Source organism: Chryseobacterium sp. SN22, from assembly GCF_008329705.1.
GTDB lineage: Bacteria > Bacteroidota > Bacteroidia > Flavobacteriales > Weeksellaceae > Chryseobacterium.
Map to the genome: position 1 here is coordinate 144,120 of NZ_VTSX01000006.1, position 16,758 is coordinate 160,877.

16 protein-coding genes are annotated in these 16,758 nt (G+C 45.1%); all 16 read left to right on the forward strand.

All coding sequences use genetic code 11. The features are described from left to right. Positions 1-411: 411 nt before the first annotated feature. On the forward strand, positions 412-879 hold the full coding sequence (locus tag FY557_RS05625) for a (2Fe-2S)-binding protein (protein WP_149246311.1): 468 nt from the start codon (positions 412-414) through the stop codon (positions 877-879). A 16-nt stretch (positions 880-895) separates the two neighbouring features. Further along, a complete protein-coding gene (locus FY557_RS05630) occupies positions 896-1,528 on the forward strand; it encodes a hypothetical protein (protein ID WP_149246312.1) in 633 nt (210 codons plus the stop codon). A 9-nt stretch (positions 1,529-1,537) separates the two neighbouring features. Beyond that, positions 1,538-3,685: a xanthine dehydrogenase family protein molybdopterin-binding subunit gene (locus tag FY557_RS05635; protein ID WP_149246313.1), complete on the forward strand. Its 2,148-nt coding sequence runs from the start codon at positions 1,538-1,540 to the stop codon at positions 3,683-3,685. Positions 3,686-4,124: 439 nt separating this feature from the next. Next, positions 4,125-5,249 (forward strand): XdhC family protein, encoded by a 1,125-nt coding sequence (locus tag FY557_RS05640; protein WP_149246314.1) that lies wholly within the window; start codon positions 4,125-4,127, stop codon positions 5,247-5,249. 1 nt (position 5,250) lies between these two features. Beyond that, positions 5,251-6,231: a GTP 3',8-cyclase MoaA gene (gene moaA / locus FY557_RS05645; RefSeq protein ID WP_149246315.1), complete on the forward strand. Its 981-nt coding sequence runs from the start codon at positions 5,251-5,253 to the stop codon at positions 6,229-6,231. Further along, entirely contained in the window at positions 6,231-6,815 is a 585-nt protein-coding gene (locus FY557_RS05650; RefSeq protein WP_149246316.1) for an NTP transferase domain-containing protein, read from the forward strand. Before moaA ends, FY557_RS05650 begins: the two co-directional genes overlap by 1 nt. Further along, complete coding sequence (gene glp / locus FY557_RS05655; protein WP_149246317.1) at positions 6,812-7,990, forward strand: gephyrin-like molybdotransferase Glp; 1,179 nt, start codon at positions 6,812-6,814, stop codon at positions 7,988-7,990. The genes FY557_RS05650 and glp overlap by 4 nt, the downstream gene beginning before the upstream one ends. Before the next feature lie 20 nt (positions 7,991-8,010). Then, positions 8,011-8,745: a sulfite exporter TauE/SafE family protein gene (locus tag FY557_RS05660; RefSeq protein ID WP_149246318.1), complete on the forward strand. Its 735-nt coding sequence runs from the start codon at positions 8,011-8,013 to the stop codon at positions 8,743-8,745. Positions 8,746-8,750: 5 nt separating this feature from the next. Beyond that, positions 8,751-9,245 (forward strand): molybdopterin-binding protein, encoded by a 495-nt coding sequence (locus tag FY557_RS05665; protein WP_228451715.1) that lies wholly within the window; start codon positions 8,751-8,753, stop codon positions 9,243-9,245. A gap of 1 nt (position 9,246) precedes the next feature. Then, on the forward strand, positions 9,247-9,474 hold the full coding sequence (locus FY557_RS05670) for a MoaD/ThiS family protein (RefSeq protein ID WP_149246319.1): 228 nt from the start codon (positions 9,247-9,249) through the stop codon (positions 9,472-9,474). Position 9,475: 1 nt separating this feature from the next. Continuing rightward, positions 9,476-10,594: a HesA/MoeB/ThiF family protein gene (locus FY557_RS05675; protein WP_149246320.1), complete on the forward strand. Its 1,119-nt coding sequence runs from the start codon at positions 9,476-9,478 to the stop codon at positions 10,592-10,594. Continuing rightward, positions 10,578-11,018, forward strand: a complete 441-nt coding sequence (locus FY557_RS05680; RefSeq protein ID WP_149246321.1) for a molybdenum cofactor biosynthesis protein MoaE — start codon at positions 10,578-10,580, stop codon at positions 11,016-11,018. The genes FY557_RS05675 and FY557_RS05680 overlap by 17 nt, the downstream gene beginning before the upstream one ends. A gap of 274 nt (positions 11,019-11,292) precedes the next feature. Further along, positions 11,293-12,204: a bifunctional molybdenum cofactor biosynthesis protein MoaC/MoaB gene (gene moaCB, locus FY557_RS05685; RefSeq protein WP_149246322.1), complete on the forward strand. Its 912-nt coding sequence runs from the start codon at positions 11,293-11,295 to the stop codon at positions 12,202-12,204. A 600-nt stretch (positions 12,205-12,804) separates the two neighbouring features. Further along, positions 12,805-13,284: a (2Fe-2S)-binding protein gene (locus FY557_RS05690; protein ID WP_149246323.1), complete on the forward strand. Its 480-nt coding sequence runs from the start codon at positions 12,805-12,807 to the stop codon at positions 13,282-13,284. Next, positions 13,281-14,300 (forward strand): FAD binding domain-containing protein, encoded by a 1,020-nt coding sequence (locus FY557_RS05695; RefSeq protein ID WP_149246324.1) that lies wholly within the window; start codon positions 13,281-13,283, stop codon positions 14,298-14,300. Before FY557_RS05690 ends, FY557_RS05695 begins: the two co-directional genes overlap by 4 nt. A 27-nt stretch (positions 14,301-14,327) precedes the next feature. Further along, complete coding sequence (locus tag FY557_RS05700; protein WP_149246325.1) at positions 14,328-16,568, forward strand: xanthine dehydrogenase family protein molybdopterin-binding subunit; 2,241 nt, start codon at positions 14,328-14,330, stop codon at positions 16,566-16,568. Positions 16,569-16,758: the final 190 nt, after the last annotated feature.

The window sequence follows — 16,758 nt, forward strand, 5'->3', positions numbered from 1 at the left end:
TGTTTGTTTTGATGGTACTGGATTTATTTTCAATTAGTTAAATAGCGTAAAATAAAGAGGTGGAGAAAATAAATCATAATTTAAAGAGTTGATTTAACATGATAAAAGACAATATCATTTAATAATCAATTTTAACTGTGGCTTTAGCAGGAAAAAGCTTCCAGCCTCCAGCTTCGCTTTTCAAGTCCGTTCATCAGATTCTACTTCCGGTTCATGTTTATATTATTTTAATTAAAATATTTTATGGTTAATAATTTTTAAAAAATAGCTATATTTAGATAAATATTATACTTTTCCGGCCTGTTGTATGCTGATTTAATTTCGTTCATTTATTTTAATTATGCGGACGATCTGACCCGGGAGACGGCAACAGAACAATTCATTACTCAGAAAATTCATTAAAATATTGATATGGTATCATTAAATATTAACGGAAAAATCCATACGTTGGATGTCAGCGAAGACATGCCGATTTTGTGGGTGCTCAGAGATATCGTAGGCCTTACCGGGACCAAGTTCGGATGCGGCGTCGCTCAGTGCGGTGCGTGTATGGTGCATCTGGACGGCGAGGCGGTAAGATCCTGCATTACCAAAGTAAAAAGAGCGGTAGGAAAAAAAATCATCACTATTGAAGGACTTTCGCAGCACAATAACCATCCGGTTCAAAAAGCCTGGCAGGAAATCGATGTGCCGCAGTGCGGTTATTGCCATTCCGGACAGATTATGGCGGCTGCCGTCCTGCTCAGGGAAAATCCTTCACCGACAGACGAGGATATCGATCTGGCGATGGCCGGGAACTTATGCCGTTGCGGGACCTATTCCCGTGTCCGGAAAGCCATAAAAGCCGCTGCGGATTTACAAAAAAAAGGAACGGTTTAATTTGAAACGAAAGATTATGATAACATTTTTCAAAAAGATAAAAATAAAACCGGGACATCTGTTTCAGGGATTCTTCGTGGTGGCTATTTCTGCCAGTGCCTTCGGAATGGTAAGCCGGAATGTGAGCAAAACCTATTCTCCCGTTTCCGTAATAAAAAAAGACAGCATCGCTTCGGTAAAAGCATTCGGTGAAGTGTATAAAGTACTCATGAGCCCGCGCTGCCTCAATTGCCATCCGGCAGGGGATATTCCTTTGCAGGGCGACGACAGCCATGTTCACCAGATGTATCCGCAGCGCGGGCCAGACGGTAAAGGCCTGTACGCGATGAAATGTGCCAACTGTCATCAGGATGAAAATACGCCGGGACTGCACATGCCGCCCGGAAATCCGAAGTGGCATCTTCCGCCGGCCGATATGAAGATGGTCTTCGAAGGAAAGACCGCCCGTGAGCTGGCCAAACAGCTACTCAATAAAAAAGAAAACGGCAACAAAAATATAGAAGATCTCATCAAGCATGCCGATGACGGTTTGGTACTGGCAGGTTTCAACCCGGCAGACGGACTGAAGAAACCGCCTTTAACCCACGCGCAGTTTAAAAAAGCCTGGATCACATGGTTAACCACCGGAGCCTATGCTCCTGCTAAATAATACAGGAATATGTCTAAAGAAACAGATTTTTCAAGAAGAAAATTCCTGCAGCTGGCAGGACTGGGAGGGGCCGCTTTATGTCTGGGGATATTTCCCGGAATTTCAAAAGCATCCGTCATTACAGAAGGTGCTGCTTTGGCAGAAAATTTCGAAATGAATGCATGGATTATCATCAATACGTCAGGCAGGATTTCACTGGTGGATCACCGGGCGGAAATGGGACAGGGTTCCTATCATTCCGTGCCGCAGATTATTGCAGAAGAACTCGAAGTGGATCTCAGCCAGGTGGACGTGATCTTTGCGCAGGGAAGTACGAAATACGGAAGCCAGATCACCGGAGGAAGCTCTACGATCAGGACTTCCTATAAAAACCTTTTGAAATTAAGCGCCACCGCACGCGAAATGCTGCGTCGGGCAGCGGCAAAACGGTGGAATGTTCCGTTGTCGGAATGCGTTGCCCGAAGCGGAAATATCATTCACGAAAAAACTTCCAGGAAGTTCCATTACGGCGAGCTGGTTGCGGAAGCCTCCAAACTTACCCCTCCTGAAAAAGTGGAGCTCAAACAACGTTCGGAATATAAAATTATCGGAAAACCGGTTAAAAGAATAGATACCCATTTAAAAACAAACGGAGCTGCCGTATTCGGCCTGGATAAAAGACTTCCGGGGATGCTTTTCGCATCTGTAGAACGTAATCCGCGACTTCGGGGAAAGGTGGCAAGCTTTGACGATTCTCAGACCCGTAAAATAAAAGGGGTGAAAGACGTCATCAAAGTCATCATGAAAGTCTGGGATACCGACCGTGAAGGGGTGGCAGTGATTGCAGATAACAGCTGGGCGGCCCTTGAAGGCCGGAAAGCTTTAAAGGTAGTCTGGGACGATTCCGGGTTTGAGCATGTGAATACCCAGGCTATTTATAAAAAACATCAGGAATTGCTCCTGATGGAAGAAGGGCTCACCGCCAAGGAACAGGGCTCTGTAAATGTAACGGCTAACGGAAGCAGAAAGAAAATTGAAGCGGTTTACACCACCCCATACCAATCGCATCTTGCCATTGAGCCGATCAATTGTATTGCCCATTACCAGAAGGATAAAATCGAAATCTGGGGACCAATCCAGGCTCCGGACTGGATCCAGAAAGATGTGGCCAAAGCATTTAATATCGATGCAAAAAATGTAACCGTTAACATGACCTTCCTGGGCGGGGGCTTCGGAAGAAAAGCTTTTACCGACTTTCCCAATGAAGCGGTAGCCATTTCCAAAAGGATCAATGCACCGGTACAGGTAGTCTGGTCACGGGAAGATGATGCAACCCAGGGACCTTTCAGGCCCGGAGTTTCCTACCGTGGAGAAGGGATTATCGAAAACGGCAAATTAACGGATCTTAAATTCAGAATGGTCGGGCAGAACATCAACCACTGGCAGAGCGGCAAAAAAGGAAGCGCTAACCCCAGCACGACGGAAGGCTTCATGGAACCGTATTTTAAGACCATTAAAAATATAAAATTTTCAGACATTCCTTTTGAAACGCCTGTACCGGTATTGTGGTGGAGATCCGTTTATGCTTCTACCAACGGTTTTGCCTATGAAAGTTTCATGGATGAAATTGCCCGCAGTATGGGCATGGATTCCCTGGAGTTCAGAAGACAGTATATGGAGGACGAAAGGACCCGGAAGCTGATTGATAAACTTAAACAGGTCAGCCAGTGGAAGAGCAGCGGACTGCAGGAAGGGTACGGAATTGCCATCACCGAGTGTTTCAAAAGCACCGTCGGACAGGTCGTTAAAGTATCCAAACGCAAAGGCGGAGGCGTGAAGATCGATAAGGTCTGGGCGGTGATCGACTGCGGCTGGTATGTTAACCCCGATATTATCGAAGCCCAGGTGGAAGGATCCATTGTCATGGCGTTGGGGGCTACCATGCATGAGCAGACTTTTACCGATGGAAAAGCCGATCTGACGAACTACAATACCTATCCGTTGCCAAGAATTTACGATATCCCGCCGGTTGAGGTATATATCATGGAAAATAAAGAAGATGCAGGCGGAGTAGGGGAACCGGGACTGCCGCCGTTTGCCCCGGCATTGGCCAATGCCATTTTCGACCTTACCGGAAAAAGAATAAGGACCCTGCCTTTTGATCTGGCAAAATTATAAGAATATTTCATTTTACCGGCCGGATTCTTGACGGTCGGTTGCTGTTTTACTAAGGGTCTATCTAAATTTAACTTTAAGAAGATAATCTCTCCGGACGCTGATGATTGGTCAGATACAAATACAATCTACTGAATATGCCTGATCTGCCTAAACAGATTCAAAAGATTCAATTTTATGACAAGGTTTAAGGTTCTGATTTCAGGTAAATGCTAAATAAAAGTAATTAGCCTAAATTGGAAAAAGCCTCTAATAATCAGGATGATGATAAGCTGTTGTGTTGGGTGACTTTCATTTTCGCGATCACATTTAACAGTTTTTTCAGGCAGCAACCGGGATTAGCTTAATTTTTGATACCTTATGGTCATCCGGTGAAATAATGAACGGAAATTCGTTTTGCCATTGCCTGTAATGGCATTTGTAAGACCGAACCGAATACCTTATGAAAGAAATCAATGACATAATACAGGCTTACCAAAATGCAAAAGCGGCAAATAAAAAGACAGCTTTGGCAACAGTGGTCAAGGTCGAAGGCTCTTCGTACCGGCAGCCCGGAGCCCGAATGCTGGTAACCGAGGACGGTGAACTGACGGGCGCGATCAGCGGAGGATGCCTGGAAGGAGATGCTTTAAAAAAAGCGCTGCTCGCCATTCACCAGCAGCAGAACAAGCTGATTACCTACGATACCAGCAATGAAGAAGACTCGGATTTCGGGGTACAGCTCGGCTGTAACGGCATTGTGCATATTTTATTTGAGTTTATAGACTATGATCAAAACCATGCGGTAGACTTGCTGATCAGGGCTACGGAAGAACGCCGGGATTCGGTGCTGACCTGTCTTTTCTCATTGGAGAGAGGACAAACCCAGATCGGAACGGTTCTTTTTTACAGTCAGCATACAGTCTGGCCCAAAAGCCATCATCTGGATCATTTAATTCAGGATGTAGAAAAAGTTTTTGAAAGCCGGTTGTCTGCTGTTAAAAGCATTGTTCATGAAAATGTTTCGTGTGAAGCGTTGATCGAATACCTTCCACCTGTCATATCCCTGGTTATCGCAGGCGCCGGAAATGATGTGAAACCGCTCGTAGAAATCGCATCCGTCATGGGTTGGGAAACAACGGTAGGAGAAGGCCGCGTAAGCCATGCTACGGAAAAACGGTTTCCCTTGGCGAAAACGGTAAAAGTGGTCGGTGCCGAAGATTTTTTAAACGAAATCGTTGTGGACGAATATACCTTTGTGGTATTGATGACCCACAATTACCGGTACGATCTTACGGTCTTAAAAAATATGCTGAGCCGTGACAACCGCTACATAGGTGTTCTGGGTCCGAAATCAAAGCTGAACCGTATGCTCAGTGACCTGGCGGAAGAAAATACTGAGGTTTCCGAAGAGCAGATGCAGAGGATCTACGGGCCTGTCGGACTCGATATCGGGGCGGAAACCTCGGAAGAAATAGCCCTGTCCGTTGCTGCTGAAATCAAAGCGGTGCTGGAAGGGAAAAAAGGAAATTCATTGCGATACAAAAAAGATAAAATTCACCACGCCATCAGTGGTGATCCCCAATAATATGATTACGGATACATTCGGACGCGTCCACGACTACCTCAGGATTTCACTCACCGACAACTGCAATCTCCGGTGTTTCTACTGCATGCCGGATGAGAAACATGCCTTTGCGCCGGCTTCCAGGCTGATGCAGCCTGACGAGATTGAAACAATTGCCAAAATTTTCGTAGCTGCCGGGATTAAAAAAATTAGACTGACCGGCGGAGAACCGCTGGTACGGAAGGACGCACCGCTGATTCTGGAAAAACTGGGAAAACTGGGCATCGAACTGGCCATTACCACCAACGGGGTTCGGGTAAAAGAACTGTTGCCGCAACTGTTGGCCGCGAAAGTAAAAACCGTCAACATCAGTCTGGATACCCTGGATCCGGCAAAGTTTCATAGAATCACACGAAGAGATCTTTTTGATAAAGTAAAAGAAAGCATTGCCGTTTTACTGGAAAATAATTTCCGCGTAAAGATCAATGTGGTGATGATGAAGGACCTCAATGACAAAGAAATCAATGATTTTGTTGAAATGACCCGGCATCACAATATAGAAGTACGGTTTATCGAATTTATGCCGTTTAGCGGTAACCGGTGGACCAGCAACCAGGTCGTAACGCTGGAAGAAATTCTTAGTGAAGTACAAACTAAATACGATCTCACCGCGTTACCCCATGAAGCACATGATACGGCAAAAAGATTTAAAATACCGGGATTCACCGGTAATTTTGCCGTTATCAGTACAATGAGTGCTCCGTTTTGTTCTTCCTGCAACAGGATCAGGTTAACGGCAGACGGGAAGCTTAAAAACTGCCTGTTTTCAAAAGGGGAAACCGATCTTTTGTCCGCATTACGGGAAGGAGAAGATATTAAACCATTGATTCAGTCAACTATTATTGCTAAAGCCAAAGCACTGGGCGGTCAGTTTGAAGGCTTATTCCAGAATATTGATGCCGCGAAAATCGAAAACCGCAGCATGATAACCATCGGAGGATAATGGAAGATAAAGCAGCAATCATCATCCTGGCAGCAGGAAATTCATCCCGGTTGGGCGAGCCCAAACAACTCTTGCCTTATAAAGGAAAAACCCTGTTACGTCATACCGCCGACGAAGCCTTATTGGTAACCCCAAAAGTGCTTATAGTAACGGGAGAAGAAAATCCGGATATCACAGAACAGATTACCGGCTTTCATTACATCCGGAATGAAAGCTGGGCGGAAGGCATGGCCTCTTCCCTCAAAACCGGATTGCAGGAAACTTTACAACGTTTTCCGGAGACAGAGCAGTTTATTTTTACGGTTTGCGATCAGCCTTTTATCAGTGCTTCTGTTTTCGAAGCTTTAATTGAGAAAAAAAGCACTTCACCGAAAGGAATTGTGGCATCGGCTTATGCAGAAACATTAGGCGTTCCGGTGCTTTTCAGCGGTTCTTATATACAAGAATTATTAAACCTGAAAGGTCAGGAAGGAGCCCGGAAGCTGATTCAGCAACATAAAGATGATACCGATTCTATATCATTTGAGCAAGGCTCATGGGATATTGACACCCCTGAAGACTATAAAAAAATAATCAATCCATGATTTCAGTTACAGAAGCAAAACAGATGATTATTAATCATTTACCGGAAAGGAAAACAACAGTATTACCGCTTTCTGAAGCGGCAGGCCTGGTTACGTCCTCAGACGTGATTGCCGGTACCGATATCCCGGGCTTTCCGCAGTCCTCGATGGATGGCTATGCTTTAAAATTTGAAGATAAAGACCTGCCGCTGGAGATTAGCGGTGAGATGGCGGCCGGAACTACGGTGGCTTTACACATAAAAAGCGGACAGGCTTCCAGGATTTTTACCGGGGCACCTCTTCCTGAAGGAGCCGATACCGTCGTGATGCAGGAGAAGGTAACGGTAGAAAATAATAGACTGGTTATTCATGATGAGAACCTGAGCCTCGGACTGAACGTACGCCTGAAAGGATCAGAAGTGAAACAGAGCGCTGTTGCCATGGCCGCAGGAACCGTGCTGAGTCCGGCAGCGATTGGATTTCTGGCCGGAATAGGAAAGGACAAGGTTGAGGTATATCATCCGCCTGTAGTCGCCGTTATTTTAACCGGGAACGAACTGCAGGATCCGGGGAATGAACTGGTTTTCGGACAGGTGTATGAAGCAAATTCCTATCAGCTTAAAGCAGCATTGGAAAAGGCAGGCGTTAAAGAAATCCATATTTTCAGGGCTGAAGATGATCCTGAAACGTTGCAGCAAATTCTGGAACAGGCGTTGGAAGTAAGCGATATGGTTTTGCTCAACGGAGGCGTGAGTGTCGGGGATTATGATTTCGTAACCCAGGCTGCAAAACATTGCGGCATCGAAGAAAAATTCCATAAGATCAGGCAGAAACCCGGAAAACCATTATTTTTCGGAACCCGGAAAGAAAAGCTGGTATTCGGGCTGCCGGGAAATCCCTCTTCTTCGCTGACCTGTTTTTACGAATATGTCCTTCCGGCCGTTGAACAGCTTTCAGGATTAAGAAATTCAGTACAGAAACTCAGTGCAGTGGCGATCCATGATTATACAAAACCTGTAGGCCTGACACATTTCCTGAAAGCTTTTTATGAAGAAGGAACGGTCACGCCGCTCCATGCCCAGGAATCGTACCGGCTGCATTCTTTTGCGCAGGCCAATTGTTTTCTGGTACTGCCTGAAGAATCAACAGGATGTAAGAAAGGCGATGCTGTGGAAATCCACTTGTTGCCGGTATAATTTAAATTAAAGAAGAATTAATGAGTATAGAACTATTTTATGCCGTCCTTTTTGTCGTTGCATTTTTTTATGCCGCCGTAGGCCATGGCGGAGCCAGCGGCTATCTTGCGCTGATGGCGCTGTATGGAGTGGCTCCTGAAGAAATGAAGCCCACGGCTCTGGTCCTGAACCTGTTTGTATCACTCACGTCGTTTATTCAGTATTACCGCGGCGGATATTTTTCAAAAAAACTATTTATTCCCATTGCCGCCGCTTCCATACCACTTGCCTTTATCGGCGGGATGATGACGGTGGAAGAAAATATTTACAAACGTATTCTGGGTATACTTCTGCTGTTTCCGGTCATCCGGTTTTTCTTTTTCCGTAATACGGAGGATCATGAGCTGAAGGAACAGAATATTGCCGTAGCAGTGGTTACCGGCGGTGTTGTCGGACTATTATCCGGGATGATCGGGATTGGAGGCGGAATTATTCTTTCCCCGATTTTACTGTTGCTTAAATGGACGAACCAGAAACAGACGGCAGCCATCAGTGCAGCCTTTATATTTGTGAATTCGCTTTCCGGATTGGGCGGGATGCTGACCCAGGGAATCAAATTTACCGACAACATGTTTATATACGTCATTGTTGCTTTTACCGGAGGGCTGTTGGGGGCTTATTTAGGATCTAAAAGGTTTAACCAGAATGTTTTGAAATACGTGCTCGCTACAGTTCTGCTGATGGCTTCCTACAAACTTTTACTTACCAAAGCTTAAAAAAAATGAAATATTTCGCCACCTTATTCGTATTTTTAACCGTATGTCTGCATGCACAGAAAATTTCAGTAGCCATAAAAGGGGATATTAGCAAGCCGGTAACAGTTACCGGTGAAGATCTGAAAAAATACCCTTTGCATGAAGTGAAAAGCATCGACATCCTGAACCATAAAATGGAGTTTAAGAAAAACCTTAAAAACCTGAAAGGCGTTTTGCTTAAAGATGTTTTAAGTCAGGTCAGTTTTAATGCCCCGACACCGAAAGAACTCAGCACTTTTTATCTCGTATGTATGGCGGAAGACGGGTATAAAGCAGTCTATTCATGGAACGAACTGTTTAATACAGAAGCAGGTGATCGCATCATGCTGATAACCAGTAACAACGGAACTCCGGCTTACGGAACAAAAGAAGGAATCACCCTGATTACACCGGGAGACCGGGCAACAGGAAGAAGATACGTTAAAAATCTTTCGGAAATTATTATTAAAAAAGCAGATTGATATGGAAGTGAAAGCAATAGCCTTCGGGAAGATCGCCGAAATCACAGGAAAAGAATTTTCTGTCACGGCATCTGATACCGATGCTTTAAAAGAGCAGTTAGCGGTACAGTTTCCGCAGCTCGCCGATATGAAATTTGCAGTGGCCGTTAACAAAAAGGTTACTGAAGAAAATACAGTACTAAGTAATAATGACACGGTAGCCCTGATGCCGCCCTATTCAGGAGGATAATATGGAACAGCAGAACGACCGGTATTCCAGGCATTTCAGTCTTTCAGGATTTGGAAAAGCAGGACAGGAAAAACTTTTAAAGGCAAAAATTCTTGTGATTGGTGCCGGCGGATTGGGCTGTCCCGTTCTGCAGTATCTGGCAGCGGCGGGCATCGGGACGATCGGCATTGTTGATCATGACCGGATTTCACTGAGCAACCTGCAGAGGCAGACGCTTTACACGACCGCAGAAGTCGGGGAACTGAAAGCGGTGACGGCATCCGGGAAACTTAAAGCTTTAAATCCGGAAATTGCCATTACGGCATATACCGAAGAAGTTACCGCATCAAATGTCTGGGATCTGATTTCAGGATATGACCTGGTAGTGGATGCCACGGATAATTTTGCCACCCGCTATCTGATCAGTGATACCTGCTACCTCCTGCAGAAGCCTTTGGTTTTCGGCGCGGTCTCTCGGTATGAAGGCCAAGTTGCGGTTTTCGGATATAATGATCTCGGACAATACATCACTTACCGTGACCTTTTTCCGGAACCTCCGCATCCCGGAGAAGTTCAGGACTGCAATGTGGCAGGCGTGCTGGGGGTACTGCCAGGCATGATCGGAATGATGCAGGCCAATGAAGCCATCAAGTATATTGCCGGAATCGGAAACCGATTGACCGCTCAGCTCCTGACATTCAATATGCTTACCTACGAAACGATAATCCTTGAATTATCGAAAAGCATAGATTCGGAAAAGCTGATTCCAAGAAACCGGGAAGAACTTGAAAAAACAGATTATCAATTTCTTTGCGGATTATCTCATCCGGAGATCGAGGCGCTGGATCCTGAAAATTTTTTAAGTAAAATAAAAACAGATGAAATTACAGCTATCGATGTAAGGGAACAGGGTGAGCTTCCGGATGCCGGTTTCCCCCATCTTCATATTCCCTTATCGCAGCTGGAAGACAATTTAAATGAAATTCCGGAAAAAAGAATTGCATTTTTCTGCCAGGGTGGAACCCGCAGTCTGAAAGCCGCAGAAATTTTTATACGAAACCGGAAAACACCATACCAACCGAGCCATCTTGAAGGAGGGATCCTGGCTTTAACACAGAAACAGAATGCAAAAAGAGATTAAAAATATATTTAAGGAAGGCGCTATTGATCCGCTGTTTATTTCAGAGAGCATTGCGAAACATTCCGCTAAAAAGAACATCGGGGCGCACGGTATTTTTCTCGGCCAGATCCGGGAAGATGTCGTAGACGAAAAGCCCGTAGCAGCTATTGAATATACGGCCTATGAAGAAATGGCACTTGAAAAAATGCACCGGATCCGGGAAGAGATTTTCACCAAATATGATCTTACCTGCATGCATGTGTACCATAGTCTGGGTACCATCAGGGCCGGAGAAATCTGCCTGTTTGTATTCACTTCGTCAAAGCACCGTCTGGCGGCGATGGAAAGCTGCAACGAACTGGTAGAACGCATCAAAAAAGAACTTCCGGTCTGGGGCCGGGAGATTTTCGAAGATGATTCCCATCAATGGAAGGTCAATCAGTAAACAGTTGAATTGATGTAAAAGTATATTCTTTCAGTTCCGGCTTAAAGCTGATTGATAGGCCGGAAGAGGGATGCGGGAGGCTGGAAGTTTACTATGTCAATAGAAAACTTATGATATTGAATAAAATGGCATTGTTGTTAAATAAAATATTACTTGAAAATTCAATTCACCTGCCTGTCCTTTACTGTATTAACTTCCTTAAATAAATTTAAACTGGTTCTAAAAATTTTGCATATCAACCTTAAACTTTGAACCAAAACTTTAAACTCTTAAAATGGTCAACATTACCCATAAATCATCAACGCTGCGTAAGGCGATCGCAACTGCTACGGTTAAAACTTCATCTCAGGCCACCATTGACGCCGTTCAGCAACGGAAGGTCCCGAAAGGGGACATTTTTGAATTCTCGAGGGCTGCGGCACTGTTCGGCGTAAAGAAAACCAGTGATGTGATTCCCGACTGCCATCCGCTGCCGGTAGAATATACGGCGGTAACCTATGAAATTGAAGATTTATCGATCATCATATCGGTGGAAGTGCATACCATCTACAAAACCGGAGTGGAAGTGGAAGCCATGCACGGCGCATCGGTAGCGGCATTGGTAATGTACGATATGCTGAAACCCATCGATAAAAAAGTAGAAATCCAAAACATCAGGCTGCTGGAAAAGAAAGGCGGAAAATCCGATGATAAAAAATATATGTCCGGCGGATTAAAAGCTGCGGTGGTGGTCTGTTCAGATACGGTCTATCAGGGAAAGAATGAAGATACATCAGGAAAAGCAATTGTCCGGAAGCTGGAGGAACACGGATTCACAGACGTTGATTACCTGATCGTTCCTGATGAGGTGGAAGCCATTCAGCAGGCCCTTTCGGAATACAGGAAAGATGAATCGGATCTGGTCATTTTTACCGGAGGGACAGGCGTTTCACCAAGGGACGTCACTCCCGATGCTTTGCAATCCATGATCGACAGGCCGCTTCCCGGAATTATGGAGACTGCCCGGGCGTATGGCCAGGATCGCATCAAGACTTCCATGCTATCCAGAGGAATTGCCGGCTTCAGCGGAGAAACATTAGTCCTGACCTTTCCCGGTTCTGAAAAAGGCGCCACCGAATACATGCAATCGCTGTTTCCACAGGTCCTGCATGTTTTTGAAGTGAAAAAAGGAAAAAGACATGAGTAGTGATGATTGATAAACGATACTGATCACTGATGGATTTACTATTCGTAAACTTAAAGCGCTGATGAAGCAGGTTAATCATGCGAACGCTTCGTCAGATCAAGCTTGCTGATCCTTTATGCTTCTTATAGTGGTGGAAAGTGATCTTCAGGCTTTGCATTAAAAAATTATAGAGCAAAATTTTAGATTTTTTCCTTTTTCTCGAATAAGCTGAAAAATAGACTTGGGATGAAGTAAATATAAGCGGTGCTTCCAATTTTAAAAGTTCATTAAAATCTTCATTATCCATTTAATCTGTTTTAGATTGAAGGATAAAAGAAATTTAGATCCATTCTTAATACCGGAAGACAATGGACGATCTGACTGCTTTTTTAATAATGATTTTCAGGAATTAAAATATTGTTTGTATTTGAAAATCTGTTATTTATATGGAATGACAGACTTTAATTATGATAATTGGCGGGCATCACATTCCAGCATGATCAATCTGCGGACACGGTAAATAGAAATCCCTGTAATTTTTACCTAACCTCACTATACCGTAATCATAAGATTGCGGTTCTTTTTTTGCATAAAAACATTTCAAAACCAAATCTCAATATTATGCCTGATCAGAATAATCAGTCGGTTGCCTTAACGGTGAACGGACATCAGCACCGGCTTGAGCTCAAGCCCTGGGTATCTCTTCTGGATGCCCTCAGACATACCCTAGACCTTACCGGTACCAAAAAAGGCTGCGACCACGGACAATGCGGAGCCTGCACCGTATTGGTAGACGGCAGAAGGGTGTTAAGCTGCCTTACGCTGGCAGTAATGAAAGACGGTTGCGAAGTAACCACTATTGAAGGGATCGGCAGCCCTGATCATTTACATCCGGTACAGAAAGCATTTATCGAGCATGATGCTTTCCAGTGCGGTTATTGTACGCCGGGGCAGATCTGCAGTGCCGTCGGTCTTCTGGAAGAAGGCAAAGCGGAAACCCGGGAGGATGTACAGGACCTGATGAGCGGAAACCTTTGCCGCTGCGGAGCCAACAGAGGAATTATCAATGCCATCATGGCCGTAAAAAACGAAGCAGAATGAATAATTTTTCCTATACCAAAACAAAAGAGGTAACCGCTGCATCGGTATTGCTGAAAGAAAATACCGGAAATAAGGCTATTGCAGGCGGAACAAACCTGGTCGACCTGATGAAATATTTTGTCGTGGAAGCCGATACGCTGGTCGATCTCAACGGAATCCCGGGAATGGATGAATTGTCGGAAACCGAAAACGGAGGAGTACGTCTTGGCGCTTTAATGACCAATGCAGCAACAGCCTATCATCCCGTTATCGAACAGAAATATCCCCTGCTTTCTAAAACCATTCTGGCGGGTGCTTCAGGACAGATCAGGAATATGGCCACCAATGGCGGCAACCTGCTGCAGAAAACACGCTGCTATTATTTTTATGACCACTCCGTTCCCTGCAACAAGAGGGAACCCGGATCGGGATGCCCGGCCGTTAAAGGCTACAACCGCATCCACGCGATTCTGGGCCACTCACAGGATTGTATTGCTGTTTTTCCTTCCGATATGTGTGTCGCACTGGCTGCCTTAAACGCCAAAGTGCATGTACAAAGTGCAGAGGGTAAAAGACAGATCGATTTTGAAGACTTCCACAGGCTGCCGGGAGATACGCCGGAGATCGATAACAACCTGAAACAGGATGAAATCATCACCGGAATCGACTTGCCTGATGAAGATTTTTCACAATATTACTCGTATCTTAAACTAAGGGACAGAAGTTCTTATGCATTTGCATTGGTTTCAGTAGCCACAGCGTTTAAGATTGAGAATGATCAGATTACCGAAGCGAGGATTGCTTTAGGAGGTGTAGCGCATAAACCATGGCGTAACCAGGAAGCTGAAGAGTCCCTTAAAGGAAAAGCGCCTTCCAGGGAAAACTTTGCCCAGGCTGCCGATCTTATTTTAGCAGAAGCGCAGGGCTTTAAGCACAACCGTTTTAAAATTGACCTTGCCAAGAAAGCAATTATCAGGAACTGCATGATGGCCCTTGAGCCTGAAACCCAGCGACCGGGTGCAAAACCTTCTTTGTAGTCATCCAAACCAACCCAAAAATTATTTATGAAAAATTTACCATCGATAGGACAGCCGCACCACCGCCTGGAAGGTGCCCTGAAAGTGACGGGCAGTGCAAAATATGCCGGTGATTACAATGTAGAAGAGCTTTTGTACGGCTATGTGGTCAACAGCAACGTGACCAAAGGGAAAATTAAAAGCATTGATACCACCGGCGTAAAAGACCTGGAAGGTATTGTAGAAATATTAACGCATGAAAACCGTCCTTCCACTGCCTGGTTTGATTTCCAGTATGCAGACATGGATGCGCCTCCCGGCACGGTTTTTAAACCTTTAAAGGATAATGTCATCCGTTATAACGGCCAGCCGATCGCGCTTGTCATTGCCGAAACTTTTGAAATGGCACGCTATGCTGCAGCCAAAATAAAAATAGAATATGAAACGGAAGGATTTGCCACGGAAATGGCTGCCAATCTTGAAGAAGCCAGGGATCCGAAAAAAGGCCTCGCTTCTTTACTGAAACCGCCACCGCCAAAACCTAAGGGCGATTTCGATACCGTTTATAAGGAATCTTTTGTGAAAACGGACAGCCGTTTCAGCCACGGGACAGAACATCACAATCCGATGGAGCTTTATGCTTCAACCGTCATCTACGAAGGCGAAGGCAAATTAAAAATTTACGATAAAACGCAGGGCACCATCAATTCCCAGATGTATGTAGCCAATGTTTTCGGGCTTAAAATGAAAAATGTACAGGTGATTTCGCCGTTTGTGGGCGGAGGTTTCGGATCAGGGCTCCGGCCGCAGCATCAGCTGTTCATGGCGGTAATGGCCTCACTGCATTTAAAAAGAAACGTCAGGGTAACCCTGGACCGTGCGCAGATGTACATGATCGGCCACCGTCCGCCGACCTTACAGCATACCAAATTCGGAGCAGATAAAAACGGAAAGGTAAACGCAATCTTTCACGAAGCCATCGGTGAAACTTCCCGGTTTGAGGACTATGTGGAGATTGTAGTCAATTGGGCGAATATGCTGTATCCTGCTGAAAATACATTACTGAAACATAAACTGGTTCCCCTGGATGTTTACAGTCCTCTGGATATGAGGGCGCCCGGCGGAAGTACCGGGATGCACGCCATTGAAGTAACGATGGATGAAATTGCTTACCAGCTGAATATCGATCCGGTAGAGTTGAGACTGATCAATTACTCAATGGTCGACCAGAGCAGCGAGAAGGAATATTCCAGCAAAGAACTGAAGGAATGTTATCTCCGGGGTGCCAGACAATTCGGATGGGACCGGCGGAATCCGGTTCCGCGGAGCATGAAGCGGGGAAACAAACTGGTAGGTTATGGAATGGCTACCGGAATGTGGGACGCCAACCGGCTTTTAGGAAGGGCAGAAGCCATCCTTACCGCCGATGGGAAAGTAGAGGTCCAAAGTGCCGTTACCGATATCGGAACAGGAACCTTTACGGTAATGACGCAGATTGCTGCCGATCAGCTTGGCTTACCGGTGGACGAAGTTACTTTTTCTTATGCCGACAGCAAGATGGCATTTGCCCCGATCCAGGGTGGATCCTTTACCACAGCGACCGTTGGCCCGGCGGTACAGGCAGCCTGTGAAGCTTTGAATAAAAAACTGCTGAAGATTGCGAAGTCTATGGAAGGATCGGCTTTTTCTGAAGCCAAATTCAAGGATGTCCTGTTCAAAGACCGCTATATCGTCCTGAAAGACAATCCTGAAACAAAAATCGGTTATGATGAAATCATGAAGCATAATGGAGGAAAGGAAATCCGCACCAAAAACTCAGCAATGCCCAATCCGCTGACCTATGGAAAAAAGGCGCGCGCCGTGCACAGTGCTGTTTTTGTAGAAGTGGAAATCGATGAAGAATTGGGAGTAATTGAAGTAAAAAGAGCCTTAACTGCAGTAGCTGCCGGGAAAATCATTAATCCTAAAACGGCTGAAAGCCAGCTGTTGGGAGGAATGATCTGGGGAATCAGCAAAGCGCTTCACGAAGAAACCATTACCGACCACAGGCTCGGCAAATATATGAATGATGACCTGGCAGAATACCACATTCCTGTGCATGCAGATATTCATGATTTACAGGTACTGTTCGTTGAGGAAGATGATAAATTCGTAAATGATCTCGGTGTAAAAGGAGTTGGGGAAATCGGTGGAGTAGGAATGCCGCCGGCCATTACCAATGCGGTTTACCATGCTACCGGAAAAAGAATTTATGACCTGCCGATCCATTTCGATTATCTGCTGGAATAATCTTTTCAAAATAAAAAGATCAATAGAAACGGGCTTCGGCCCGTTTTTTTATAACGACTAACCAAAAAGCTTCCTACGGATCGCACGGATTTTCACAGATGATAGCTTTGTTTTAACACGTAAGTCACATCGGATTTAATTTTCTGGTGGCTGAGCGCAGTCGAAGCCGGCACATTTTTGAACATAAATA

Excerpts from the sequence above, each read along its gene's own strand:
- FY557_RS05625 (WP_149246311.1), top strand. The coding sequence starts at position 412 with ATGGTATCATTAAATATTAACGGAAAAATCCATACGTTGGATGTCAGC.
- FY557_RS05630 (WP_149246312.1), top strand. The coding sequence starts at position 896 with ATGATAACATTTTTCAAAAAGATAAAAATAAAACCGGGACATCTGTTT.
- FY557_RS05635 (WP_149246313.1), top strand. The coding sequence starts at position 1,538 with ATGTCTAAAGAAACAGATTTTTCAAGAAGAAAATTCCTGCAGCTGGCA.
- FY557_RS05640 (WP_149246314.1), top strand. The coding sequence starts at position 4,125 with ATGAAAGAAATCAATGACATAATACAGGCTTACCAAAATGCAAAAGCG.
- moaA (WP_149246315.1), top strand. The coding sequence starts at position 5,251 with ATGATTACGGATACATTCGGACGCGTCCACGACTACCTCAGGATTTCA.
- FY557_RS05650 (WP_149246316.1), top strand. The coding sequence starts at position 6,231 with ATGGAAGATAAAGCAGCAATCATCATCCTGGCAGCAGGAAATTCATCC.
- glp (WP_149246317.1), top strand. The coding sequence starts at position 6,812 with ATGATTTCAGTTACAGAAGCAAAACAGATGATTATTAATCATTTACCG.
- FY557_RS05660 (WP_149246318.1), top strand. The coding sequence starts at position 8,011 with ATGAGTATAGAACTATTTTATGCCGTCCTTTTTGTCGTTGCATTTTTT.
- FY557_RS05665 (WP_228451715.1), top strand. The coding sequence starts at position 8,751 with ATGAAATATTTCGCCACCTTATTCGTATTTTTAACCGTATGTCTGCAT.
- FY557_RS05670 (WP_149246319.1), top strand. The coding sequence starts at position 9,247 with ATGGAAGTGAAAGCAATAGCCTTCGGGAAGATCGCCGAAATCACAGGA.
- FY557_RS05675 (WP_149246320.1), top strand. The coding sequence starts at position 9,476 with ATGGAACAGCAGAACGACCGGTATTCCAGGCATTTCAGTCTTTCAGGA.
- FY557_RS05680 (WP_149246321.1), top strand. The coding sequence starts at position 10,578 with ATGCAAAAAGAGATTAAAAATATATTTAAGGAAGGCGCTATTGATCCG.
- moaCB (WP_149246322.1), top strand. The coding sequence starts at position 11,293 with ATGGTCAACATTACCCATAAATCATCAACGCTGCGTAAGGCGATCGCA.
- FY557_RS05690 (WP_149246323.1), top strand. The coding sequence starts at position 12,805 with ATGCCTGATCAGAATAATCAGTCGGTTGCCTTAACGGTGAACGGACAT.
- FY557_RS05695 (WP_149246324.1), top strand. The coding sequence starts at position 13,281 with ATGAATAATTTTTCCTATACCAAAACAAAAGAGGTAACCGCTGCATCG.
- FY557_RS05700 (WP_149246325.1), top strand. The coding sequence starts at position 14,328 with ATGAAAAATTTACCATCGATAGGACAGCCGCACCACCGCCTGGAAGGT.